The organism is Cronobacter sp. JZ38 (assembly GCF_008932145.1).
Classification (GTDB): Bacteria; Pseudomonadota; Gammaproteobacteria; order Enterobacterales; family Enterobacteriaceae; genus Cronobacter; species Cronobacter muytjensii.
Map to the genome: position 1 here is coordinate 1,171,776 of NZ_CP017662.1, position 23,532 is coordinate 1,195,307.

The following is a 23,532-nucleotide window of genomic DNA, read 5'->3' on the forward strand; positions in this document are numbered from 1 at the left end:
GACCCGCCATCCACACGCTACACCAGGCTTTTCAGACGATAAATCCACTCCAGCGCCTGACGCGGCGACAGCGAATCCGGGTCGAGATTTTCCAGCGCCTCAACCGCCGGGCTGGTCTCTTCCGCCGCAGCCAGCAACGACATCTGAGTACCATCTACCTGTGTCGCCGCCGCATTGCCGGACAGGCTCTCCAGCTCGCGCAGCTTCTGGCGCGCGCGCTTAATCACCTCTTTCGGCACGCCCGCCAGCGCCGCGACCGCCAGGCCATAACTTTTGCTCGCCGCGCCGTCCTGTACGCTGTGCATAAAGGCAATCGTATCGCCATGCTCGATGGCATCCAGATGCACGTTCGCCACGCCTTCCATTTTTTCCGGCAACTGCGTCAGCTCGAAATAGTGCGTCGCGAACAGCGTCAGCGCCTTAATACGGTTGGCGAGGCTCTCGGCGCACGCCCAGGCGAGTGAAAGCCCGTCATAGGTTGACGTCCCGCGCCCGATTTCATCCATCAGCACCAGGCTGTGCTCGGTGGCGTTATGCAGAATATTGGCGGTTTCGGTCATCTCCACCATAAACGTCGAGCGCCCGGATGCCAGATCGTCCGCCGCGCCCACGCGGGTAAAGATGCGATCCACAGGGCCTATTTCCGCCTGTTCGGCGGGCACGAAGCTGCCGATATACGCCATCAGCACAATCAGCGCCGTCTGGCGCATATAGGTGCTTTTACCGCCCATATTCGGGCCGGTGATAATCAACATCCGGCGCTGCGGGCTTAACGAGAGCGGGTTAGCGATAAAGGGCTCGTTCAGCACGCGCTCCACTACAGGATGACGGCCTTCCACCAGACGAATGCCCGGTTTGTCGGTGAGCGTCGGACAGTGGTAGTTCAGCGTGTCGGCGCGCTCGGCGAGGTTCGCCAGCACGTCCAGCTCCGCCAGCGCTGCGGCGCTTTTTTGCAGCTCCGCCAGGTGCGGCAGCAGCAGGTCGAACAGTTCGTCGTAGAGCTGTTTTTCCAGCGCCAGCGCTTTGCCTTTCGAGGTCAGCACCTTGTCTTCGTACTCTTTCAGCTCAGGAATAATGTAGCGCTCGGCGTTTTTCAGCGTCTGGCGGCGCACGTAGTGGATTGGCACCATGTGACTCTGCCCACGGCTGACCTGGATAAAGTAGCCGTGTACCGCGTTAAAGCCCACTTTGAGCGTGTCGATGCCGAGCTTTTCACGCTCGCGAATTTCCAGCCGGTCGAGATAATCGGTCGCGCCGTCGGCAAGCGCTCGCCATTCGTCGAGCTCTTCATGGTAACCGGGCGCTATCACGCCGCCATCGCGCACCAGCACCGGCGGCGCTTCAATAATGGCGCGCTCCAGCAGGTCGCGGAGTTCCGCGAATTCGCCCATCTGTCCGCGCAGGGTTTGCACATACCCGGCGTCGATATCAGCAAGCAGCGTACTGAGCGTCGGCAGTTGCTGGAAGGCGTGACGCATACGCGCTAAATCGCGAGGGCGCGCGGTACGCAGCGCGAGACGCGCCAGAATACGCTCAAGATCGCCCACCTGACGCAGCACCGGCTGGATGTCGGCACTGTATTCCATCAGGGCCGCGATCGCCTGCTGGCGGTTGCGCAGCACGCTGACGTCGCGCACCGGCATGTGCAGCCAGCGTTTGAGCATGCGGCTGCCCATCGGCGTGACGGTACAGTCCAGCACCGAGGCCAGCGTATTTTCCACGCCGCCTGCCAGATTCTGGGTGATTTCCAGATTGCGGCGCGTGGCGGCATCCATAATGATGCCGTCCTGCTGGCGTTCCATCGTAATCGAGCGGATATGCGGCAGGCTGGTGCGCTGGGTGTCTTTCACGTACTGCAACAGACAGCCCGCCGCACACAGCCCGCGCGGCGCGTTTTCAACGCCAAAGCCTACCAGGTCGCGCGTGCCGAACTGTAAATTAAGCTGCTGGCGCGCGGTTTCCAGTTCGAATTCCCAGAGCGGGCGACGGCGCAGGCCGCGACGGCCTTCAATCAGCCCCATCTCAGCGAAATCTTCGGCATATAGCAGCTCCGCCGGGTTGGTGCGCTGCAACTCCGCGGCCATCGTTTCCCGGTCCTGCGGCTCGCTTAAGCGAAAACGCCCGGAACTGATATCAAGCGTCGCATAGCCAAAGCCTTTGGCATCCTGCCAGATGGCCGCCAGCAGGTTATCCTGACGCTCCTGCAACAGCGCTTCATCGCTGATGGTGCCGGGCGTCACGATGCGCACCACTTTGCGCTCGACCGGGCCTTTTGACGTAGCCGGGTCGCCAATCTGTTCGCAAATCGCGACCGATTCGCCAAGGTTAACCAGCTTCGCCAGATAGTTTTCCACGGCGTGATGCGGCACGCCCGCCATCGGAATAGGCTCGCCCGCCGAGGCGCCGCGTTTGGTCAGCGAAATATCCAGCAGCTGCGACGCGCGTTTCGCATCGTCATAAAAGAGTTCGTAAAAATCGCCCATGCGATAGAACAGCAGAATGTCAGGGTGTTGCGCCTTGAGCTTCAGATATTGCTGCATCATGGGGGTGTGGGCGTCAAAGGTTTCGCTTGTGCTCATCGTTTTATGATGTCCATTTGCTTAAATTTTAATGAGTTAGTGATGTTAGTTATTATTATCGAGTGTCACGTTGTCTCATTGCGGCGGATGAAATCCTGCGTAAAACGCAGGTTAACGGATTACTTGTCAGTCAGTTGCCTGTAAGACGGGATATTTACAGCGCAAACGTCATTTCGTTTTTTGAAAACGCAGGCAGCATGATAACGGACTCTTTTTGGCAGGAAAACAAAAGGCAGGGCCAGTGTGGTTTAAAGCGACACAAAGGATAAGACGGGTGGGAAAAATGACGCCGGGGCCATTCGCCGTAAGCCAGCCCGGATTCGTGCGGGCAGTGCAACAGGCGTTACGCATATGCCCAGTAAGCGGCTGATAGATTTATAAAAAACACGCCTGTTGCCAGGAACTATCTTAATTTAAGCGCAGCGCTAATCCTCCGTTTGCATAACTTTACATTAGCGGCAGAATGGCCCACTTAACTTTATGGATGTTAATTCATGGCATATATCGCAAGTACGCCGTCAGCATATGTCGGTAAGTCTGTAGGTAGTGGTCAGTGTATGGCATTCACGCAAAAAGCGGCGAATATGCCGCGTACCGTTGCATGGAAACGGGGCGCGTTAGTAAAAGGCAATACGGAGATCGCGCCCAGTACGGCGATTGCGACCTTTGATGCGGATGGTCGCTATGGCAACCATACTGATGGACGTTCCCACGCGGCGATTTATCTCGGCCAGGATGCCTCCGGGATACAGGTGCTGGACCAGTGGATGACGCACAAAACCTTGCCTACGGGTGAACGTGTCGCGACACCGCACACGGTCAGCAAACGCACCATCCGTTTTCACAAAGCGCCCCGCGCGGAAAACAACGGAGATAACTACTATGTTGTGGAGTAAGACGCTGCTGCTGAGCGCAGGGCTGTTTTTATCCGTGAGTGGCGTTCAGGCAACGTCAACGATGTGTCCGCCATACCCGACGGCGCAGGATAAAACCCATGCCTTAAATGATGCCAGCCTGTTCGTCGGGCCGCCGAAAGAGTTAGTGGATCTGATGCCGGACAACGACCGGGAGACGGTATGGACATTGCCTGATTATCAGGATGAGGCCAGGGAGCATAAAACCTCGCTCTATTTTATATGCCGCTATAAGAACACGAAGCAGACCGTTGAACTGATTGTTCCGCCAACCGCCAAAAAATGCTCTGTGGCTTATGACAAGCACAGCAAGGTGATTGCGGCCTGCGAATAATGCTGATTTACAGGCAGTGTTATCAGTCAATAAAAATAACACTGCCGGTTTTACCTATAGCAGCAACGCAGGCGCATGAGGATTTACTGTCTCATCGGTTGACGTTATTTATCCTTAAACTCTTCCAGATGTTTAATTTGCCGCCCGCGGTCATTGAAGTTTTCCGGGCGCAGCCAGGCGCGCAGCGCTTTGGCGTGATGCGGCCATTCGGCTTCGACAATCGAATACCAGTTCACATTACTGTTGCGCCCTTTACGCACCTGACATTCCCGGAACGTGCCTTCATAAATAAAACCGAGACGCTGTGCCGCCTGAATCGAGGGCGTATTTAATTCGTCGGTTTTCCATTCGCAGCGCCGGTATTTTAATTCATCGAAAAGATGCGTCAGTAATAAATAAATGGCCTCGGTGCCGTAATTGGTTCTTTTCATGGACGGAGACCAGATAACATTACCGATCTCAATGACGCCATGCGTTTTATCCACATTCATCAGACACAGCGTGCCGGTTGGCTGGCCGCTGATATTCTCCAGCACCGTGAAATACCAGGCATCGGTCGCGGATTCCTGACGGCGTAAATAGTCTTCGCACGCTTTTAGCGTCGGCGGGCGATCGTCCGTCAGGTACGTCCAGTCGCGCGTATCGTCAATGCTGTGCCAGGCGTGAAACAGCGCCAGCGCGTGCCGCACGCTGGCAGGCTCAAGATGGCAGAAATGCCCGGCGAAGATTTTCTTGTGCGGCAGTTCGCGCGGTTTCCAGTCCGCGACAGGCTGGCCGACATACTGACCGAAACTGTTCAGCTCTTTCATATTGCCTCCTTTGAACCCGGCAGGGGACATTCAGGAGCGTAACGCGTGGTAAAAGGTTACCTTTACTATCGGCCAAAGCGCGGCAACTTTACTCTTTTAATTTTAAATCATGGCGCCGCTCGCATATTTCAGTGGGGTGGATAAAGTTTGCGCATTCCATTCCGATAACAGTTTCACAATAGCGCTTCGTTCACGGGATGGTTAATGATGATTAAAAATATAAAAGTGGTTAGCGGGATTATTATTATTCTGCTGACCTTTACGCTGCTGCAAATGGTCACCGGAAGCCTTTTTTATTCGGCGGTCAATAATGACCGTAATAATTTCCAGAATGCGAATTTACTTAACTATCAGCAGGAACAACTCGGCGACAGTTTTCAGACGCTGGTAAAAACGCGCGTTACCGTAAACCGCGTGGCGATCCGCTTTCTGAAAAACCAGCGCGATCCGGCGTCTCTTGCCGCCATCAATAAATTGCTGGCGACGGCTTCCACCTCACTTGGCAAAGCGGAAAAGCATTTTGCGCTCTATAAAGCCTCGCCGCGCCTGGCAGGACAGGATGACGCGACGGCGAACCAGATAGCGGAAAAATATCAGGCGCTGCATGACATTCTTCAGGCGTCCATCGGCTATCTCGGCGCGAATAATTACGAGGCTTACGGCAATCTTGATGCCCAGAAAGCGCAGGACGAGATGGAAGAGGTCTATACCACGTGGCGCGCGCAGAACACCACGCTGCTGCAGGCCGCGGCCCAGGAAAACCAGCAGAGTTATACCGGAATGCTCTGGACGCTCGGCGTTATCGCGCTCATTGTGGTGCTGGCGATCGCTGCCATCTGGCAGGGCTTACGCCATCTGCTGCTGGGGCCATTGCATGATGCGATGCAGCACATCCGCGCCATCGCAGGCGGCGATTTAACGCGCCCGATCGTGGCGGAAGGACGCAACGAAATGGGCCAGCTTGCCGCATCGCTTCAGGAGATGCAGCACGCGTTAGCCGGCACCGTGACGGCTGTGCGCGACAGCTCGGAATCGATCTATACCGGCGCGGGCGAAATCTCCGCAGGCAGTAACGATCTCTCCGCGCGCACCGAACAGCAGGCCGCGTCGCTGGAAGAAACTGCCGCCAGCATGGAGCAGCTGACCGCAACCGTGAAACAGAACAGCGATAACGCGCGTCAGGCGTCGCAGCTTGCGAAAAACGCGTCGGAAACGGCCGATAAAGGCGGCCGCGTGGTGGAGAATGTGGTGCAGACCATGAAATCCATCGCCGAAAGCTCGCAGCAGATTGCGCATATTACGAGCGTTATCGACAGTATCGCCTTCCAGACCAATATTCTCGCGCTGAACGCCGCCGTGGAAGCGGCGCGCGCCGGTGAACAGGGACGCGGCTTCGCGGTGGTCGCAGGCGAAGTCCGCACGCTCGCCAGCCGCAGCGCCAACGCGGCGAAAGAGATCAAAGCGCTTATCGAAAACTCCGTTAACCGCGTCGATACCGGCTCCGGACAGGTGCAGGAAGCGGGCGATACGATGAAAGAGATTGTTCAGGCGGTAACGCGGGTGACCGATATCATGGGCGAAATCGCCTCGGCGTCGGATGAACAGAGCCGCGGCATTGAGCAGGTGAGTCTTGCGGTGTCGCAGATGGACAGCGTTACGCAGCAGAACGCCGCGCTGGTGCAGGAATCAGCCGCGGCGGCGGCGGCGCTTGAAGATCAGGCGGAGCAGTTGCGTCAGGCGGTGGCGGCCTTTAAGGTCTCGCGCGGCCTGGTCAGCGCGCCGAAGACGAGTGGCGCCGCGCCGCTTACCCGCGTCGAGCCGGTGAAACCCGCGCTTGCCGCGCCTGCGGGCGGCGATAACTGGGAAACCTTCTGATTAACGGCCTTTTACGGCAATAAAAAAGCGTGGCTCGCCACGCTTTTTTTATGCCTTTATTTTCACATCAACTGATCGAGACTTTAAAAAAGCTGCTCTTGATGTTGCTGTTAAACCAGCTCTCTTTCTCGTTGCTCATCAGAAAGGTTTGCCAGGTTTTCGCCGGCACGCCGAGAAACTGCTCCACGCGTCCATTGGCGTACTCAATTTCCATAATTGAACAGGTCGGATCGTAACCCGCGCTTTTAAACGTTCTCGACTGCACAGGATGTCTTTTCATTTCAGCCCCTTGCTTTGAAAGCCATTGAGCCGTTATCGGCGGCTCCACCGCTGCGCTTGACTACCAGAACTGGCAGGGCAAGGCGGCATGCTGAGAATATATTCTTGTTGCGCACCCTGACTAATCTATGTATTTTTATTCATATTGAGTGCATAAAAATGAGGGTTGCGAACATGATGAAATCTCTGCTTAAAGCCGGTGTATTAATGGCAGCCCTTGCGGGCAGCGCTTTCGCCGCGCAGGAGACCTATGTGGTCGGCGCGGGCGGCACCTATCGTCCTTTTGAATTTGAAAACAGCCAGAAGCAGCTGGAAGGCTTTGATATCGACATTATCAAGGCCATCGCCAAAGCAGAAAATTTTAACGTGAAGCTGGTGAATACGCCGTGGGAAGGGATTTTCGCCACACTCGGCTCTGGCGATCGCGACATCATTATTTCCGGCATTACCATCACCGATAAACGTAAACAGATGGTCGATTTCTCAAAACCGTATTTCCCGGCGGAACAGTCCATCGTCGTGCCGGCGGATTCAAAAGTGACCTCGCTTGCCGCGCTGAAAGATGAAAAAGTCGGCGTGGTGAATTCGAGCACCGGCGATATCGTAGTGTCAGATACTCTTGGCAAGAACAACACGGCTATCAAGCGCTTCGACAACACGCCGCTGATGTTACAGGAACTATTTGAAGACGGCGTCAGCGCCGCCGTGGGCGATGTGGGCGTCGTGAAATACTACATCAAACAGCACCCGGAAAAGCAGTTTAAGCTGGTGCCGGACGCGAAATTTGAACGCCAGTATTTCGGCATTGCGGTCGCCAAAGGCAATGACGAGCTGCGCGATAAAATCAACGCCGGGCTTGCGAAAATCGTTGCTGACGGTACGTATGCGAAAATCTACAAGGCCTGGTTTGACGATAACGTGCCGACGCTGCCTGCGCAGTAATCACGCCTTTCGGTTTGTTTTTTTAGCGGCTGACCCAGTGCGTCAGCCGCCTCTTTTTCGGAAATGGACATGGCAGGATTTCATTGGGAAATAATCCAGGAGTATGGCCCGCTCTTTATGCAGGGTGCCTGGATGACCATCAAATGCACCATTATCTGCGTGATACTCGGCACGCTGTGGGGCCTGACGCTCGGGCTGGGGCGAATGGCGCACGCCGAACACGGGCCGTGGAAATTTGTGCTGCGCTATCTGGTGCAGTTCCCGGTGCGCTTTTATGTAAGCGCGTTTCGCGGCACGCCGCTGTTCGTACAGATAATGGTGGTGCATTTCGCGCTGGTGCCGCTGTTTATCAACCCGCGTGACGGCTGGCTGGTGGAAAGCGGGCTGATGACCAGCGAGTTCGCCCGGATGCTGCGCTCCGACTACGGCGCGTTTCTCTCGTGCATCGTGGCTATCACGCTTAATGCCGGCGCGTATGTGTCTGAGATTTTCCGCGCGGGCATTCAGTCCATCGACCGCGGGCAGATGGAAGCCTCACGGGCGCTCGGCATGCCGTGGTGGAAAACCATGCGCAAAGTTATTCTGCCGCAGGCGTTTCGCCGCATTCTGCCGCCGCTTGGCAATAACGCCATCGCCATCGTTAAGGACTCGTCGCTCGCGTCCGCCATTGGGCTTGCGGATCTTGCCTACGCGGCGCGCACCGTTTCGGGGGCGTACGCGACTTACTGGGAGCCCTACCTGACCATCTCGCTGGTCTACTGGGTGATTACGTTCCTGCTATCGCAACTGGTGGCGCGGCTGGAAAAGAGGTTCGGCAAAAGTGATTCACGTTAATAATCTGCATAAGCATTTTGGGGCAAGCCACGTTCTGCGCGGCATCAGTTGCGACATAAAACCAGAGGAAGTGGTCTGTGTGATTGGGCCATCCGGCTCCGGGAAAAGCACGTTTTTGCGCTGCCTTAACGCGCTGGAGACGGCAGAGCAGGGCGAGATTATCGTCAACGGTTTCGCGGTGCATGACCGCAACGCCAACGTAAATCTGCTGCGCGCAGGCGTCGGCATGGTGTTCCAGCGCTTTAATCTCTTCCCGCATATGACGGTGCTGGAAAATCTCATTATGGCGCCCATGAGCCTGAAAGGGATGACGCGCGCGCAGGCGGTGACGCTCGCCGAAGAGCTGCTCGCCAAAGTGGGCCTTAGTGATAAGCGCGACGCGTGGCCCGCCAGCCTCTCTGGCGGCCAGCAGCAGCGCGTGGCCATCGCCCGCGCGCTGGCGATGAACCCGTCGGTCATGCTGTTTGACGAACCGACTTCGGCGCTGGATCCGGAGCTGGTTGGCGAAGTGCTGGCGGTGATGAAGAATCTCGCTGAAGAAGGCATGACGATGGTTATCGTCACGCATGAGATGGGTTTCGCTCGCGAAGTGGCCGATCGCGTGATTTTTATCGACGGCGGCGTTATCCAGGAAGAAGGCCCGCCCGCGCAGCTTTTTACCGCCCCGCAAAACCCGCGCACCGCGGCTTTTCTCAGCAAAGTGCTCTGATAGCGCGCGCAGGCGACGAGATTTCTCGCCTGCGCCTTTGCGTCGCGCTTCCTCGCCTGGCACAGGATGATCTACCATTACTGCCATTCGTTCTGAACAGCCATATGGATATCTCATGTTAAAGCGTCGCTATGTCGCCCTGTTGCCGCTGATGATGGCGCTCGCCGCCTGCAGCAGCAAGCCTAAGTCTCAACCCGCCGCCACCCAGACCGCAGGCGCAAGCCAGGGCGGTTTCCTGCTTCAGCCTCAGCACGACCGGCTGCTGCCAGCCGGGGATTTCGCCGGTAACCCGGCGGCGGAAAATTTCATCAATATGATGGTCAGCAAGCACGGGTTTAATCGCCAGCAGTTGCAGGAAGTCATCTCGCAGACGAAAAGGCTTGATTACGTGCTGCGCCTGATGGATCGCCAGGCGCCGACCACTCAGCCTGCGCCGGGACCGAACGGCGCCTGGCTGCGCTATCGCAATAAATTCATCACGCCGGATAACGTGCAAAACGGCGTGGCGTTCTGGAATCAGTATCAGGACGCGCTGAACCGTGCCTGGCAGGTCTACGGCGTACCGCCGGAGATTGTGGTCGGGATTATCGGCGTCGAGACCCGCTGGGGCCGCGTGATGGGTAAAACCCGTATCATCGACGCGCTGGCGACGCTCGCCTTTAACTATCCGCGCCGCGCCGACTACTTTGCCGCCGAGCTGGAGACGTTCCTGCTGATGTCGCGCGACGAAGGCGATGACCCGCTCGCGCTGAAAGGCTCTTTTGCCGGTGCGATGGGCTACGGTCAGTTTATGCCGTCCTCTTATAAAGAGTATGCCGTGGACTTTAATGGCGACGGGCATATCAACCTCTGGGACCCGGAAGACGCCATCGGCAGCGTCGCGCACTACTTCCAGCAGCACGGCTGGGTAAAGGGCGATCTGGTGGCCGTCCCGGCTAACGGCCAGGCGCCGCAGCTGGAGAACGGCTTTAAAACCAAATACAGCGTCGGCCAGCTGGCGGCGGCGGGCTTAACGCCGCAGCAGCCGCTTGGCAACCACACCGAGGCGAGCCTTCTGCGTCTCGATATCGGCAGCAGCTACCAGTACTGGTACGGATTGCCGAACTTCTATGCCATCACGCGCTATAACCACAGCACGCATTACGCGATGGCGGTCTGGCAACTCGGCCAGGCGGTCGCGCTCGCCAGGGTGCAGTAAGCCGTTTCCCCGCCTGTACGGGCGGGGAAATAAACCGTGCCGCAAACCTTGAATTCGCCTCGTAAAACCCGATGTAACTGCCTGCAACGCTTAAAAATCGCTGTGGGATGCCTGGGGTTACGTTTACAATCGGAGCCGTCATGACAGATAACGAATTAATGCAGTTAAGTCAGCAGCTTGGCGCTGCGCTGAAGGCGCAGGGCGCGACCGTGACGACGGCGGAGTCCTGCACCGGCGGGTGGGTGGCGAAAGTCATTACCGATATCGCCGGCAGTTCCGCCTGGTTTGAACGCGGCTTCGTGACCTACAGTAATGAGGCCAAAGAACAACTTATCGGCGTGGATGGCGCGACGCTTGCGGCGTATGGGGCGGTCAGCGAGCCGGTTGTGCGGCAAATGGCGCAGGGCGCGCTGAACGCGGCAGCGGCGTCTTACGCGGTTTCCGTCAGCGGTATCGCAGGGCCGGACGGCGGCAGCGCAGACAAGCCAGTCGGCACCGTCTGGTTTGGCTTCGCCGACAACCAGGGAAGGGTAGAGGCGCAACTGCAACGCTTTGATGGCAATCGGGATTCCGTGCGCCGCCAGGCGACCGCATTCGCACTGCAAACCCTGTGGCAACATTTTATACAAAAGACTTGATACTGTATGCTCATACAGTATAATTGCACCAACGAAACACATTCGCAGCGTGGCGCAATTGGGCTCACCCTGCATGACAGGAGTAAAAATGGCTATCGACGAAAACAAGCAGAAGGCGTTGGCGGCAGCACTCGGCCAGATTGAAAAGCAATTCGGCAAAGGCTCCATCATGCGTCTGGGTGAAGATCGCACCATGGATGTGGAAACGATCTCCACCGGCTCTCTCTCCCTGGATATCGCGCTGGGAGCGGGCGGTCTGCCGATGGGGCGTATCGTGGAAATCTACGGCCCGGAATCTTCAGGTAAAACCACGCTGACGCTGCAAGTTATTGCCGCGGCACAGCGCGCCGGTAAAACCTGTGCGTTTATCGACGCGGAGCACGCGCTTGATCCGGTTTACGCCCGTAAGCTTGGCGTAGATATCGATAACCTGCTCTGCTCTCAGCCGGATACCGGCGAGCAGGCGCTGGAAATCTGTGACGCGCTGGCGCGCTCCGGCGCGGTGGACGTGCTGGTTGTCGACTCCGTAGCGGCTCTGACGCCGAAAGCGGAGATCGAAGGTGAAATCGGTGACTCTCACATGGGCCTCGCGGCGCGTATGATGAGCCAGGCGATGCGTAAGCTGGCCGGTAACCTGAAAAACTCCAACACGCTGCTTATCTTCATCAACCAGATCCGTATGAAGATTGGCGTGATGTTTGGTAACCCGGAAACCACTACCGGTGGTAACGCGCTGAAATTCTACGCTTCCGTGCGTCTCGACATCCGCCGTATTGGCGCGGTGAAAGAGGGTGAAGAAGTGGTAGGTAGCGAAACCCGCGTGAAAGTGGTGAAAAACAAAGTCGCTGCGCCGTTTAAACAAGCGGAATTCCAGATCCTCTACGGTGAAGGCATCAACTTCTACGGCGAACTGGTTGACCTGGGCGTGAAGCACAAGCTGATTGAGAAAGCGGGCGCCTGGTACAGCTACAATGGCGAGAAGATCGGTCAGGGTAAAGCGAACGCGACCAACTTCCTCAAAGAGAACAAGCCGATGGCTGACGAAATTGAGAAGAAGCTGCGCGAAATGCTGCTTAACAACCAGGACTCTACGCCTGACTTCACCGTCGACGATAACGATGACGGCGTTGCAGAAAACAACGAAGAGTTTTAATCTCAAGGGCTGCTGATGCAGCCCTTACTTTTTCTGTTGTCCCAACTATTTACGCCTATGACTGACGCTACTCCCCGCCGTTCCGCCTATTCCCGTCTCCTTGACCGCGCGATGCGTATTCTCGCCATGCGTGACCACAGCGAGCAGGAGTTGCGCCGCAAGCTTGGCGCCGTGCTACCGGGGAAAAATGAGGATGAGCAGGCGCAGGCGACGCCTGAAGATATCGAAAAAGTCATCGCCTGGTGCCATGAGCAGCGCTACCTTGATGACGAGCATTTTGCCGAGCGCTATATTGCGAGCCGGGGCCGCAAAGGCTACGGCCCGCAGCGTATTCGTCAGGAGCTACAGCAAAAAGGCATTTCACGCCCGTCGTGCGATGCCGCCTTTGCCGCTTGCGAAGTTGACTGGGAAACCCAGGCCCGTGAACAGGCCGAGCGTAAATTCGGCGCGCCGCTGCCGCGCACCTTTCCGGAAAAAGCGAAAGTGCAGCGCTTTTTGCTGTATCGCGGCTATTACATGGAAGATATCCAGGCGATCTACCGAAATTTTGAGTGATGACCCCATGCGGGGTTTTACTTCCCTGTAAAGAAAACTTATCTTATTCCCACTTTTTTCCGTTAAGCCTTGTCTGGCGGCAGCTCGCTGCGCCACCCGGGCGATACATTTCGTTAGCTTGATTTCAGGATAATTATGAGCAAGAGCACCGCTGAGATCCGTCAGGCGTTTCTCGACTTTTTCCATAGCAAGGGACATCAGGTAGTCGCCAGTAGCTCTCTGGTCCCGAACAACGACCCGACTTTGCTGTTTACTAACGCCGGGATGAACCAGTTCAAGGACGTGTTCCTTGGTCTCGACAAGCGTAATTATTCCCGCGCGACAACTGCGCAGCGCTGCGTGCGCGCCGGCGGTAAACACAACGATCTGGAAAACGTCGGTTACACCGCCCGCCACCATACCTTCTTCGAAATGCTGGGCAACTTCAGCTTCGGTGACTACTTCAAGCACGACGCTATCCAGTATGCCTGGGAGCTTCTGACCGGCGCGCAGTGGTTTAACCTGCCGAAAGAGCGCCTGTGGGTGACCGTCTACGAGACCGATGACGAAGCTTACGAAATATGGGAAAAAGAGGTCGGCATCCCGCGCGAACGCATTATTCGTATCGGCGATAACAAAGGCGCGCCTTATGCGTCTGATAACTTCTGGCAGATGGGCGATACCGGCCCGTGCGGCCCGTGCACCGAAATTTTCTACGATCATGGCGACCACATCTGGGGCGGTCCTCCGGGTAGCCCGGAAGAAGACGGCGATCGCTATATTGAGATCTGGAATATCGTGTTTATGCAGTTTAACCGTCAGGCTGACGGTGCCATGGAACCGCTGCCGAAGCCGTCCGTGGACACTGGCATGGGCCTTGAGCGTATCGCTGCGGTGCTGCAACACGTTAACTCTAACTACGAAATCGATCTGTTCCAGAAACTGATCCATGCGGTCGCGAACGTGACCGGCGCGACCGATCTGAGCAATAAATCTCTGCGTGTTATCGCAGACCATATTCGCTCCTGCGCTTTCCTGATTGCCGATGGCGTGATCCCGTCTAATGAAAACCGCGGCTATGTGCTGCGTCGCATCATTCGTCGCGCTATCCGTCACGGCAATATGCTGGGCGCCAAAGACACCTTCTTCTACAAGCTGGTTGGGCCGCTGGTGGACGTAATGGGTTCTGCGGGCGATGAGCTGAAACGTCAGCAGGCGCAGGTTGAGCAGGTGCTGAAAACCGAAGAAGAGCAGTTCGCCCGCACGCTGGAGCGTGGCCTGGCGCTGCTTGATGAAGAGCTGGCGAAGCTTCAGGGCGATACGCTTGATGGCGAAACGGCTTTCCGTCTGTATGACACCTACGGCTTCCCGGTCGACCTGACCGCGGACGTCTGCCGCGAGCGCAATATCAAAGTTGACGAAGCGGGCTTTGAAGCGGCGATGGAAGAGCAGCGCCGTCGCGCACGCGAATCCAGCGGCTTCGGCGCGGATTACAACGCGATGATCCGCGTTGACGGTGCCTCTGAATTTAAAGGCTACGATCAGACCGAACTGACCGCGAAAGTCACCGCACTGTTTATCGACGGGAAATCCGTTGACCAGGTCACCGCGGGCCAGCAGGCGGTGGTGGTGCTGGACGAGACCCCGTTCTATGCGGAATCCGGCGGCCAGGTTGGCGATAAAGGCGAGCTTAAGGGCAACGGTTTCACGTTCGCCGTGAACGATACCCAGAAATATGGCCAGGCGATTGGGCATATCGGCGAGCTCGCGAGCGGCGTGCTGAAAGTGGGCGAGGGCGTTAAAGCGGAAGTGGACCACGCGCGTCGCGACCGTATTCGTCTCAACCATTCGGCAACGCACCTGATGCATGCCGCGCTGCGCCAGGTGCTCGGCACCCACGTTGCGCAGAAAGGCTCGCTGGTGAACGACAAAGGCCTGCGTTTCGACTTCTCCCACTTCGAAGCGATGAAGCCGGAAGAGATCCGTAAAGTAGAAGATCTGGTGAATGCTCAGATCCGTCGCAACCTGCCGATTGAAACGAACGTGATGGACCTGGAAGCAGCCAAAGCGAAAGGCGCGATGGCGCTGTTTGGCGAGAAATATGAAGACCGCGTTCGCGTACTGAGCATGGGCGATTTCTCAACCGAACTATGCGGCGGTATCCACGCGTCGCGCACTGGCGATATCGGCCTGTTCCGCATCGTTTCTGAATCCGGCACGGCCGCAGGCGTGCGCCGTATCGAAGCGGTAACTGGCGAAGGCGCGCTGTCTCTGGTTCATGCCCAGAATGACCGCCTGAACGAACTCTCTCAGTTGCTGAAGAGCGACAGCCAGACGCTGAACGATAAAGTTCGCGCGATGGTTGAGCGTACCCGTCAGCTGGAAAAAGAACTGCAACAGCTGAAAGAACAGCAGGCGGCGCAGGAGAGCGCCAGTCTCAGCAGTAAAGCCGTTGAGATCAAAGGCGTTAAGCTGCTGGTAAGCGAGCTTACTGGCGTGGAGCCGAAAATGCTGCGCACTATGGTTGACGATCTGAAGAATCAGCTCGGCTCCGCAGTGATCGTGCTGGCTACCGTGGCGGAGGGCAAAGTCTCTCTGATCGCGGGTGTGTCAAAAGATGTGACGGACCGCGTCAAGGCGGGTGAGCTGGTGGGCATGATTGCTCAGCAGGTCGGCGGAAAAGGCGGCGGACGTCCGGATATGGCGCAAGCTGGCGGCACCGATGCCGCGGCGCTGCCCGCAGCGCTTGGCGGCGTTGAGAGCTGGGTAGCCGCTAAGCTTTAAAAAACGAAACGGTAGGAAAGACGCCATAACCCTTTGTTGTTATGGCGTCTTTATCTGTGCCGGAACTATAACGATAAAGTCGGGTTGATTTTTTCTGGATCGGCTAAACTTAGGTTTAACAGAATGTAATGCCGTGACTGCTTACACATCAGGTGTTTGTCATCGCTTACTTTTTGGCGTTATATGATGGATAATGCCGGGATACAGAGAGACCCGACTCTTTTAATCTTTCAAGGAGCAAAGAATGCTGATTCTGACTCGTCGAGTTGGTGAAACCCTCATGATTGGGGATGAGGTGACCGTGACAGTTCTTGGGGTAAAAGGCAACCAGGTACGTATTGGCGTGAACGCCCCCAAAGAGGTATCTGTACACCGTGAAGAGATCTACCAGCGTATCCAGGCTGAAAAATCGCAACAGTCCAGTTACTGAGTTGTCGCGTCTCGCTCACACAGGCGAGGCGCATCCCCCCTTTTCGTTTTCTTCCTTTCTCCTGTTTCTCTCGCTTTTTCTGGTTTTCCCGACGCGCTCGCCCTCTTTTTTACTACGCTCTGTGCCTCGTCGTGTCTGTGTATTTACGTTGATAAAACAGTCTTTTTGTTGGTAAAGCAGGCGGATTGGGCGGTAAATGTGCAAACGATACAGAGTCGGGAAAAATTGTTTGACTTATAAGTCCCAGAAAGTAATATGTGCGCCACGCAGCGACGATGAGACGAAACAAGCTCTTCGAAGCACTCGTAAGAGGCGTGTGGTGAGGTGGCCGAGAGGCTGAAGGCGCTCCCCTGCTAAGGGAGTATGCGGTCAAAAGCTGCATCGGGGGTTCGAATCCCCCCCTCACCGCCATTTTGCATCCGTAGCTCAGCTGGATAGAGTACTCGGCTACGAACCGAGCGGTCGGAGGTTCGAATCCTCCCGGATGCACCATGTTACTCCACGTTGTCAGCAATGATGCCGTGAATCCGCAGTACAGCAGTAAATCCCGATGCATCCGTAGCTCAGCTGGATAGAGTACTCGGCTACGAACCGAGCGGTCGGAGGTTCGAATCCTCCCGGATGCACCATGTTACTCCACGTTGTCAGCAATGATGCCGTGAATCCGCAGTACAGCAGTAAATGCCGATGCATCCGTAGCTCAGCTGGATAGAGTACTCGGCTACGAACCGAGCGGTCGGAGGTTCGAATCCTCCCGGATGCACCATATTACTCCACGTTGTCAGCAATGATGCCGTGAATCCGCAGTACAGCAGTAAATCCCGATGCATCCGTAGCTCAGCTGGATAGAGTACTCGGCTACGAACCGAGCGGTCGGAGGTTCGAATCCTCCCGGATGCACCATATTACTCCACGCTATCTGTAATGATGTCGTGACCTGGTGAGCGATACATATCGCGAAATCCAGGGAGGATAACGCTGCTTCAGCAGCGGCCCGTCAGGGTGAGGCGAAGCCGAATAATCCTCCCGCATGCGTCTCCCCCTTCTCTTGTTAAAGCCTTTATCTGGCATAACGCATTATCTGTTCCCGCAATCCAGTTCGCACGCTACTTTTCCTGCCTCAAGCGCACCTGCCGTCACCCTTAACAGCGACAAAATTAATGGTTTAAGCTAAAGTAACAATCCTTGCGGTCAGGTAATGAGGGCATGATGTACGAGCGTTACGACGGGCTGATTTTTGACATGGACGGCACTATCCTCGATACCGAGCCCACGCACCGGCAAGCCTGGCGCGACGTTCTCGGCCGCTACGGCATGCAGTTTGATGTGCAGGCAATGGTCGCCCTGAATGGCTCGCCTACCTGGCGAATCGCTCAGGCCGTTATTGAGCTTAATCAGGCGAGCCTTGACCCTCATGCGCTGGCGCGCGAAAAAACCGCGGCGGTGCAGGCGATGCTGCTTGATACGGTGCGTCCGTTGCCGTTGATTGACGTCGTCAAAGCGTGGCACGGCCGTCGTCCGATGGCTGTTGGCACCGGCAGCGAAAGCGCGATGGCAGAGGCGCTACTGGCGCATCTCGGCCTGCGTCATTATTTCGCCGCGGTGGTTGCCGCCGATCATGTACAGCATCACAAACCCGCTCCCGATACGTTTCTGCGTTGTGCGACGCTAATGGGCGTCGCGCCCGAAAAATGCGTGGTGTTTGAAGACGCGGATTTCGGGCTTGAAGCGGCGCGTCTGGCGGGAATGGACGCTGTGGATGTGCGTCTGCTGTGAGCGACGCGCTGTCACTCTTTTCGCTCTTCACCAGCAGTTTTTTAAGCGCCACGCTGCTGCCGGGCAGTTCCGAAGCGGTGCTGGTGGCGTTGCTGGTAAGCGCGAAAAGTACCCCCTGGCTGTTAGTATTAACCGCAACAATAGGTAATAGCCTTGGAGGGTTAACTAACGTTATTCTTGGGCGGCTGTTTCCACTGCGCGAGTCGTCGCGCTGGCAGGAGCGGGCGCAGGGCTGGCTGCAACGGTTCGGCGCGCCGGCGCTGCTGTTAAGCTGGCTGCCTCTGGTCGGCGATCTGTTGTGCCTGCTGGCGGGGTGGTTGCGGCTGCCCTGGGGGCGGGTGATTTTTTTTCTGTGCCTTGGCAAGGCGCTGCGCTATATCGTTATCGCGGCGGCGACTTTACAGGGTATGACGTGGTGGCACTAATTGGATTGTTTGAGCGACCTTTCATCGTCAACCTTTACCATTACAATTATGCTTAATAAAAATATTTTCGACACGACAGGCGGGAGGTCAATTTGATCCCGGACGTATCACAGGCGCTGGCCTGGTTAACCGAGCATCCTGAGGCATTAAAAGGCATTCGCCGTGGGCTGGAGCGCGAAACGCTGCGCGTCACGCCGGAAGGCGAGCTGGCGACCACGGGGCATCCGGAAAGCCTGGGCGCCGCGTTAACCCATAAGTGGATCACGACGGACTTTGCCGAAGCCCTTCTGGAATTTATCACGCCGGTAGATGGCGATATCGACCACATGCTAACGGTCATGCGCGATATTCATCGCCATACCGCCAGAATGCTTGGCGACGAGCGCATGTGGCCGCTCAGTATGCCTTGCTATATTAAAGAAGGGCAGGATATCGAGCTTGCGCAGTACGGCACCTCGAATATCGGTCGCTTCAAAACACTGTATCGCTCGGGGCTGAAAAACCGCTACGGCGCGCTGATGCAGACTATCTCCGGCGTTCACTACAACTTCTCGCTGCCGCTCGCGTTCTGGCAGGCGAAGTGTCAGGTGGAGGATGCCGGGAGCGGCAAAGAGGCTATCTCTGCGGGTTATTTCCGCCTGATTCGCAACTACTACCGTTTCGGCTGGGTTATTCCGTATCTGTTTGGCGCATCGCCGGCTATCTGTTCGTCCTTCCTGCAAGGCAAGCCGACTACGCTGCCGTTTAAGAAAACCGACTGCGGCATGTATTACCTGCCTTATGCCACCTCGCTGCGCTTAAGCGATCTCGGCTATACCAATAAATCGCAAAGCAATCTCGGGATTACGTTTAACGATCTGCACAGTTATGTGGCAGGATTGAAGCGCGCCATCAAAACCCCGTCGGAAGAATATGCGGCGCTGGGGCTGAAGAAAGAGGACGAGTATCTGCAAATCAACACTAACATCCTGCAGATTGAAAACGAGCTCTACGCGCCGATCCGTCCGAAGCGCGTCACGCGCGACGGCGAATCACCGTCCGATGCGCTGCTGCGCGGCGGTATCGAATACATCGAAGTACGCTCGCTCGACATCAACCCGTTCTCGCCGATTGGCGTGGATGAAAATCAGGTGCGCTTCCTCGATCTCTTTATGGTCTGGTGTGCGCTGGCGGATGCGCCGGAGATGAGCAGCGATGAACTGCTGTGCACCCGCGCCAACTGGAACCGGGTTATCCTCGAAGGCCGCAAACCGGGACTGACCCTCGGTATCGGCTGTGAAACAGCGCAGTTCCCGCTTGAGAAAGTGGGCAAAGATCTGTTCCGCGATTTACGTCGCGTGGCGCAAACGCTCGACGGCATTAACGGCGGCCAGGAGTACCAGCAGGTCTGCGATCGTCTGGTGGCGTGCTTTGACGATCCGGAGCTTACGTACTCTGCGCGGATTCTGCGCTCAATGATTGAAAACGGGATCGGCGGAACCGGACGGGAACTTGCAGACCGCTACCGCACGATGCTGCGTGAAGAGCCGTTGCAGGCACTGCAGGAAGAGGATTTCCGTAAAGAGCAGGCGGCGTCGCTGGCGCGTCAGCGTGAGATTGAAGCCGCGGACACCGAGCCGTTTGACGAATGGCTGGCGAAGCAGGCGTGACACAAAAGAAAAAGGCCACATCGCTGTGGCCGAATTGTCATCTCTGAACTCAGTGATGATGATAACAAATGCGCGTCTTTCATAGATTCAGACCCGGCCCGCGATCATTAGTTCAGTTTAATTTTAAAAAAATCACTTATCGGAGGTGATCAGATGCCATTGCTTGATAGCTTCACTGTCGACCATACCCGTATGGAAGCGCCTGCGGTGCGTGTGGCGAAAACCATGAACACGCCGCACGGCGACACCATCACTGTCTTCGACCTGCGTTTCTGTGCGCCGAACAAAGAAGTGATGCCGGAAAAAGGTATCCACACGCTGGAACATCTGTTTGCCGGTTTCATGCGCGATCACCTGAACGGCAACGGCGTGGAGATCATCGACATCTCCCCGATGGGCTGCCGCACCGGTTTCTACATGAGCCTTATCGGCCAGCCTGACGAACAGCGCGTCGCTGACGCCTGGAAAGCGGCGATGCAGGATGTGCTGAAGGTCAAAGCGCAGAACCAGATCCCTGAGCTGAACGTCTACCAGTGCGGCACTTACGAGATGCACTCGCTGGAAGAGGCGCAGGAAATTGCGCGTCATATTATCGAGCGTGGCGTGGGTGTGAACAGCAACGACGAACTGGCGCTGCCGAAAGAAAAATTACAGGAACTGCACCTGTAAAAGCTGCGTTAAATAACGAAAAGGGAGCCTGACAGGCTCCTTTTTTATTATATGATTACCGTTGCGGTTATATTTTTCTTCAGACCCGCGTTTTGTCGACTTAAAACAAATTATACGGTCAGGCGCAGAATAAACCCGCATTATAAAATATCGTTTCAATACTATTTATACCCTGAACGATTGACCCGGAACAGTGGCGGGCCGCGTCCTGTCTGTGTATATCGTCAGTGTTAAGGCCGCATGGGCCGCAAGCCCCTGAGCCAGAATATATTTTGCCACAAAAGGTCTCTGTAACGCGCAGGATCTTTTCACGGGCGTCATAATCATTATTAAGGCACTAACTGACTGGGATCGAGAATGAGAGGTTTTTTCAGACGCGGCGCTTCTGAGTTATCTGGTAACGAAACGGGTAATACCACGCGTTTTATCCGGCGCACGCTGCTTTTTATGGGGGCTTTGTTAGGGCTATTTTTCCTGCTCGCGATTCTCTCTCTGCTGCATATTGCGAATGATATTAATGACCGCACAGATGCACGCAGCCGCCATCTGTTTTTAAAAGCCCTGCAAAATCGTCAGGACGCGCTTAAAACCAATCTCAACGACTACTCCGACTGGGGCGAGGCGTATCTCAAACTGCATAAAACTACCGACGTGCGCTGGGCATGGGATCGCGGCAACCTCGGGCAGTCACTTTATGAGATGTTCGGCTACGATGGCGTTTTTGTGACCGATGGCGGCGACACTACCCGTTACAGCGTCGTCAACGGCAGGCTACGTAACCAGAACGTTGAACACTGGACAGGCGCGCCAATGCTGAAAAGCCTGCGTATTGCGCTCGATGGCACAGACGGGGCGGCCATTGTCACGCCGATGGCGTATAACGGCAAACCGGCGCTGGTGGGCGCGGCGTGGATACGTAGCGGCGGCGATAATGTCGTCGAGGCAGAGCCTGGCGCGCCGTCGCTGATGGTGTTTATCGATGTGCTCACCGAAACGGAACTCGCAAGAATGGGGCGCGAATATGGCATTGATGAGCTGCACGTGCGTAAACCGGGCGAGGCGCGGCCCGATTATCGCCAGGTGACGCTGGCGCTGCCGCTCGGTAACGGACAAGTCACCATGGCCTGGCGAAGTGAAGATCCGGGGCACGCTCTGATGGTCGTCATTCTGCCGCTGCTTATTTTCCTGACGCTCTTTACCGCGCTGGTCGCGGGGCTGCTGATGCGTAACGCGCTCAACAAAGCGCGGCTTAACGATGAAAACGCCTTTTTGCTGGAGCAGAACCGGCTGGCGCTGGCGGCGAGCGAGCGGCGTTTTCGCGATGTTGTGGAAGCGACGACCGACTGGATCTGGGAAACCGACGATGAGCTGCGCTTCACCTGGCTTTCCGAACGCTTTCCGGTCATCACGGGGTATCGCATCGCCGACTGGCTGGGACGCCGGGTAACGGAATTTATCCAGGAAGACAGGGCCACGCTGGAGGCGTGGTTTCACCAGCCGGGGCAGAGCGGGCATCGCAATATGACACACTGCCGCTATCTCTCGGCGCAGGGCCATCAGCGCTACTGCAACCTCGTGGCGAAGCCTATCGCAACAGCGGAAGGCACCCTGAACTTTCGCGGCACCGCGACCGACGTCACGCTGGAAGTCGAAGCCCAGGCGCGCGTGCAGTATCTCTCGCTGCATGACGAGCTCACCGGCCTGCCCAACCGGGTGCGCATGAAGGAGTTTCTGGAAGGCAAACTTCAGTCACGCCCGACTCGCGAGCATCCGCTGGCGATGATAAGCCTCGACCTCGACAAGTTTAAGCCGGTCAACGATCTCTTCGGCCACGGCGTCGGCGACGAGCTGCTGCATCAGGTCTCGGAGCGCCTGCGCGCCTGCCTGCGCGATGTTGACCTTGTGGCGCGCCAGGGCGGCGATGAGTTTATCCTGATAATTCCGGATATTGAGCGCAAAGAAGCGCTGGAACAGCTCTGCGAGCGAATTCTTGTTGAGATCAATCGCCCGTTTACCGTGCAGGAGCATGAGATTTTAATCGGCGCCAGCATGGGTATCGCGCTCGCCCCGCAGGATTCCGTCAACGCCACCGATCTGCTGCGTTTCTCCGACATCGCGCTTTATAAAGCCAAAAGCAGCGGGCGTAACCACTGGGTGTTTTATAACGCCGATATGGCTGAGCAGATTGTTCAGCGCCGCGAAATGGAAAACAGCCTGCGCGAGGCGCTTCGCGAGCAACAGTTCCAGCTGGTTTATCAGCCGCGTTATGACGTCAGCGCGGAGAAGATAGTGGCAGTGGAAGCGCTGCTGCGCTGGCATCACCCCGAGCATGGCATCCTGATGCCAGATCAGTTTATCCCGCTTGCCGAAGAAACCGGGCTGATTATCGCCATCAGCGACTGGGTGCTGAACGCCGCCTGCCGCGACGCGCAGCGTGAAATGCCGGGCCTTGCGATTTCCGTCAATATTTCGGCGGTGGAGTTCCGCACGCCAGGGCTGGTGGAGCGGGTGAAAGAGACGCTGGAAACGACCGGGCTTGCGCCGGCGCGGCTGGAGCTGGAGGTGACAGAGAACGCCACGCTCTCCAACCCGGAGGTAAGCCTTGAGATAATGAACAACCTGAAAGCGCTCGGCGTGCGGCTGCTCATTGACGATTTCGGTACCGGCTACTCCTCGTTAAGCTATCTGCGCACGTTCCCGTTCGACGGCATTAAGCTTGATAAATCGTTTGTAGCGGGGATGCCGCACTCGGATAACGCTAACAGCATCGTGGAAAACATTATCGGGCTCGGCAAAGCGTTTTCGCTCAGCATTACCGCCGAAGGGGTGGAGACGCCGGAACAGCTGGCGCAGCTGAAAATGTACCAGTGCGATGAAACCCAGGGCTATCTGATGTGCCGACCGCTGCCGCTGGAGCGTCTGAAAGCGCAGCTGCGCGAGCAGGGCGCCGTATCGATCAACGAATAAACGCGTTTACGCCGTGAATAAAAAAGGCCCGCGA

At 56.6% G+C, this 23,532-nt stretch carries 20 protein-coding genes and 5 tRNA genes; 22 read left to right on the forward strand and 3 right to left on the reverse strand.

Features of this window, described 5'->3' with window-relative positions; genetic code table 11:
- Positions 1 to 17: 17 nt before the first annotated feature.
- The gene (mutS, locus tag BJP61_RS05510; protein WP_038868213.1) at positions 18 to 2,579 is read right to left on the reverse strand and encodes a DNA mismatch repair protein MutS; all 2,562 of its coding nucleotides are present in this window, start codon (positions 2,577 to 2,579) and stop codon (positions 18 to 20) included.
- Positions 2,580 to 3,136: 557 nt separating this feature from the next.
- Here mutS and BJP61_RS05515 point away from each other — a divergent pair.
- Complete coding sequence (locus BJP61_RS05515) at positions 3,137 to 3,475, forward strand: BPSL0067 family protein (protein WP_255485502.1); 339 nt, start codon at positions 3,137 to 3,139, stop codon at positions 3,473 to 3,475.
- On the forward strand, positions 3,462 to 3,827 hold the full coding sequence (locus BJP61_RS05520) for an STY0301 family protein (RefSeq protein WP_038868216.1): 366 nt from the start codon (positions 3,462 to 3,464) through the stop codon (positions 3,825 to 3,827). Before BJP61_RS05515 ends, BJP61_RS05520 begins: the two co-directional genes overlap by 14 nt.
- Before the next feature lie 104 nt (positions 3,828 to 3,931).
- Here BJP61_RS05520 and BJP61_RS05525 read toward each other — a convergent pair whose 3' ends face one another.
- A complete protein-coding gene (locus BJP61_RS05525) occupies positions 3,932 to 4,636 on the reverse strand; it encodes a GNAT family protein (protein ID WP_038868218.1) in 705 nt (234 codons plus the stop codon).
- A 207-nt stretch (positions 4,637 to 4,843) separates the two neighbouring features.
- On the opposite strand from BJP61_RS05525, the gene BJP61_RS05530 reads away from it, so the two are divergent.
- Positions 4,844 to 6,511, forward strand: a complete 1,668-nt coding sequence (locus BJP61_RS05530) for a methyl-accepting chemotaxis protein (protein WP_171999249.1) — start codon at positions 4,844 to 4,846, stop codon at positions 6,509 to 6,511.
- Between the two features lie 67 nt (positions 6,512 to 6,578).
- On the opposite strand, the gene BJP61_RS05535 is transcribed toward BJP61_RS05530, so the two are convergent.
- Positions 6,579 to 6,791, reverse strand: a complete 213-nt coding sequence (locus BJP61_RS05535; RefSeq protein WP_038868220.1) for a KTSC domain-containing protein — start codon at positions 6,789 to 6,791, stop codon at positions 6,579 to 6,581.
- Positions 6,792 to 6,964: 173 nt separating this feature from the next.
- Between BJP61_RS05535 and BJP61_RS05540 the strand changes: the two genes are divergently transcribed.
- From BJP61_RS05540 to BJP61_RS05630, 19 genes are all read left to right on the forward strand, one after another.
- Positions 6,965 to 7,732 (forward strand): basic amino acid ABC transporter substrate-binding protein, encoded by a 768-nt coding sequence (locus BJP61_RS05540; protein ID WP_038868222.1) that lies wholly within the window; start codon positions 6,965 to 6,967, stop codon positions 7,730 to 7,732.
- 69 nt (positions 7,733 to 7,801) lie between these two features.
- Entirely contained in the window at positions 7,802 to 8,566 is a 765-nt protein-coding gene (locus BJP61_RS05545; RefSeq protein WP_038868223.1) for an amino acid ABC transporter permease, read from the forward strand.
- Entirely contained in the window at positions 8,553 to 9,275 is a 723-nt protein-coding gene (locus BJP61_RS05550; RefSeq protein WP_038868224.1) for an amino acid ABC transporter ATP-binding protein, read from the forward strand. Before BJP61_RS05545 ends, BJP61_RS05550 begins: the two co-directional genes overlap by 14 nt.
- 115 nt (positions 9,276 to 9,390) lie before the next feature.
- Positions 9,391 to 10,473: a lytic murein transglycosylase B gene (mltB, locus tag BJP61_RS05555; protein WP_038868225.1), complete on the forward strand. Its 1,083-nt coding sequence runs from the start codon at positions 9,391 to 9,393 to the stop codon at positions 10,471 to 10,473.
- A 140-nt stretch (positions 10,474 to 10,613) separates the two neighbouring features.
- Positions 10,614 to 11,111, forward strand: coding sequence for a nicotinamide-nucleotide amidase (gene pncC, locus BJP61_RS05560; RefSeq protein ID WP_171997955.1), 498 nt, complete (start codon positions 10,614 to 10,616; stop codon positions 11,109 to 11,111).
- 88 nt (positions 11,112 to 11,199) lie between these two features.
- Positions 11,200 to 12,264 (forward strand): recombinase RecA, encoded by a 1,065-nt coding sequence (recA, locus tag BJP61_RS05565; RefSeq protein ID WP_007730397.1) that lies wholly within the window; start codon positions 11,200 to 11,202, stop codon positions 12,262 to 12,264.
- A gap of 57 nt (positions 12,265 to 12,321) precedes the next feature.
- The gene (gene recX / locus BJP61_RS05570) at positions 12,322 to 12,819 is read left to right on the forward strand and encodes a recombination regulator RecX (protein ID WP_075193398.1); all 498 of its coding nucleotides are present in this window, start codon (positions 12,322 to 12,324) and stop codon (positions 12,817 to 12,819) included.
- Between the two features lie 135 nt (positions 12,820 to 12,954).
- A complete protein-coding gene (gene alaS, locus BJP61_RS05575; protein ID WP_171997956.1) occupies positions 12,955 to 15,582 on the forward strand; it encodes an alanine--tRNA ligase in 2,628 nt (875 codons plus the stop codon).
- Between the two features lie 244 nt (positions 15,583 to 15,826).
- A complete protein-coding gene (gene csrA / locus BJP61_RS05580) occupies positions 15,827 to 16,012 on the forward strand; it encodes a carbon storage regulator CsrA (RefSeq protein ID WP_000906486.1) in 186 nt (61 codons plus the stop codon).
- A 318-nt stretch (positions 16,013 to 16,330) separates the two neighbouring features.
- Positions 16,331 to 16,423: transfer RNA gene (locus tag BJP61_RS05585), tRNA-Ser, on the forward strand.
- Positions 16,424 to 16,427: 4 nt separating this feature from the next.
- Positions 16,428 to 16,504: transfer RNA gene (locus BJP61_RS05590), tRNA-Arg, on the forward strand.
- 60 nt (positions 16,505 to 16,564) lie between these two features.
- Positions 16,565 to 16,641: transfer RNA gene (locus tag BJP61_RS05595), tRNA-Arg, on the forward strand.
- Positions 16,642 to 16,701: 60 nt separating this feature from the next.
- A tRNA-Arg gene (locus BJP61_RS05600) sits at positions 16,702 to 16,778 on the forward strand.
- 60 nt (positions 16,779 to 16,838) lie between these two features.
- A tRNA-Arg gene (locus BJP61_RS05605) sits at positions 16,839 to 16,915 on the forward strand.
- A gap of 306 nt (positions 16,916 to 17,221) precedes the next feature.
- Entirely contained in the window at positions 17,222 to 17,788 is a 567-nt protein-coding gene (gene yqaB / locus BJP61_RS05610; RefSeq protein WP_171999251.1) for a fructose-1-phosphate/6-phosphogluconate phosphatase, read from the forward strand.
- Positions 17,785 to 18,213: a YqaA family protein gene (locus tag BJP61_RS05615; protein WP_053531554.1), complete on the forward strand. Its 429-nt coding sequence runs from the start codon at positions 17,785 to 17,787 to the stop codon at positions 18,211 to 18,213. The genes yqaB and BJP61_RS05615 overlap by 4 nt, the downstream gene beginning before the upstream one ends.
- Positions 18,214 to 18,305: 92 nt before the next feature.
- A complete protein-coding gene (gshA, locus tag BJP61_RS05620) occupies positions 18,306 to 19,862 on the forward strand; it encodes a glutamate--cysteine ligase (protein ID WP_171997957.1) in 1,557 nt (518 codons plus the stop codon).
- Positions 19,863 to 20,015: 153 nt separating this feature from the next.
- Positions 20,016 to 20,531, forward strand: coding sequence for an S-ribosylhomocysteine lyase (gene luxS / locus BJP61_RS05625; protein WP_038868238.1), 516 nt, complete (start codon positions 20,016 to 20,018; stop codon positions 20,529 to 20,531).
- A 447-nt stretch (positions 20,532 to 20,978) separates the two neighbouring features.
- Positions 20,979 to 23,498, forward strand: coding sequence for an EAL domain-containing protein (locus BJP61_RS05630; RefSeq protein WP_171997958.1), 2,520 nt, complete (start codon positions 20,979 to 20,981; stop codon positions 23,496 to 23,498).
- Positions 23,499 to 23,532 lie beyond the last annotated feature (34 nt).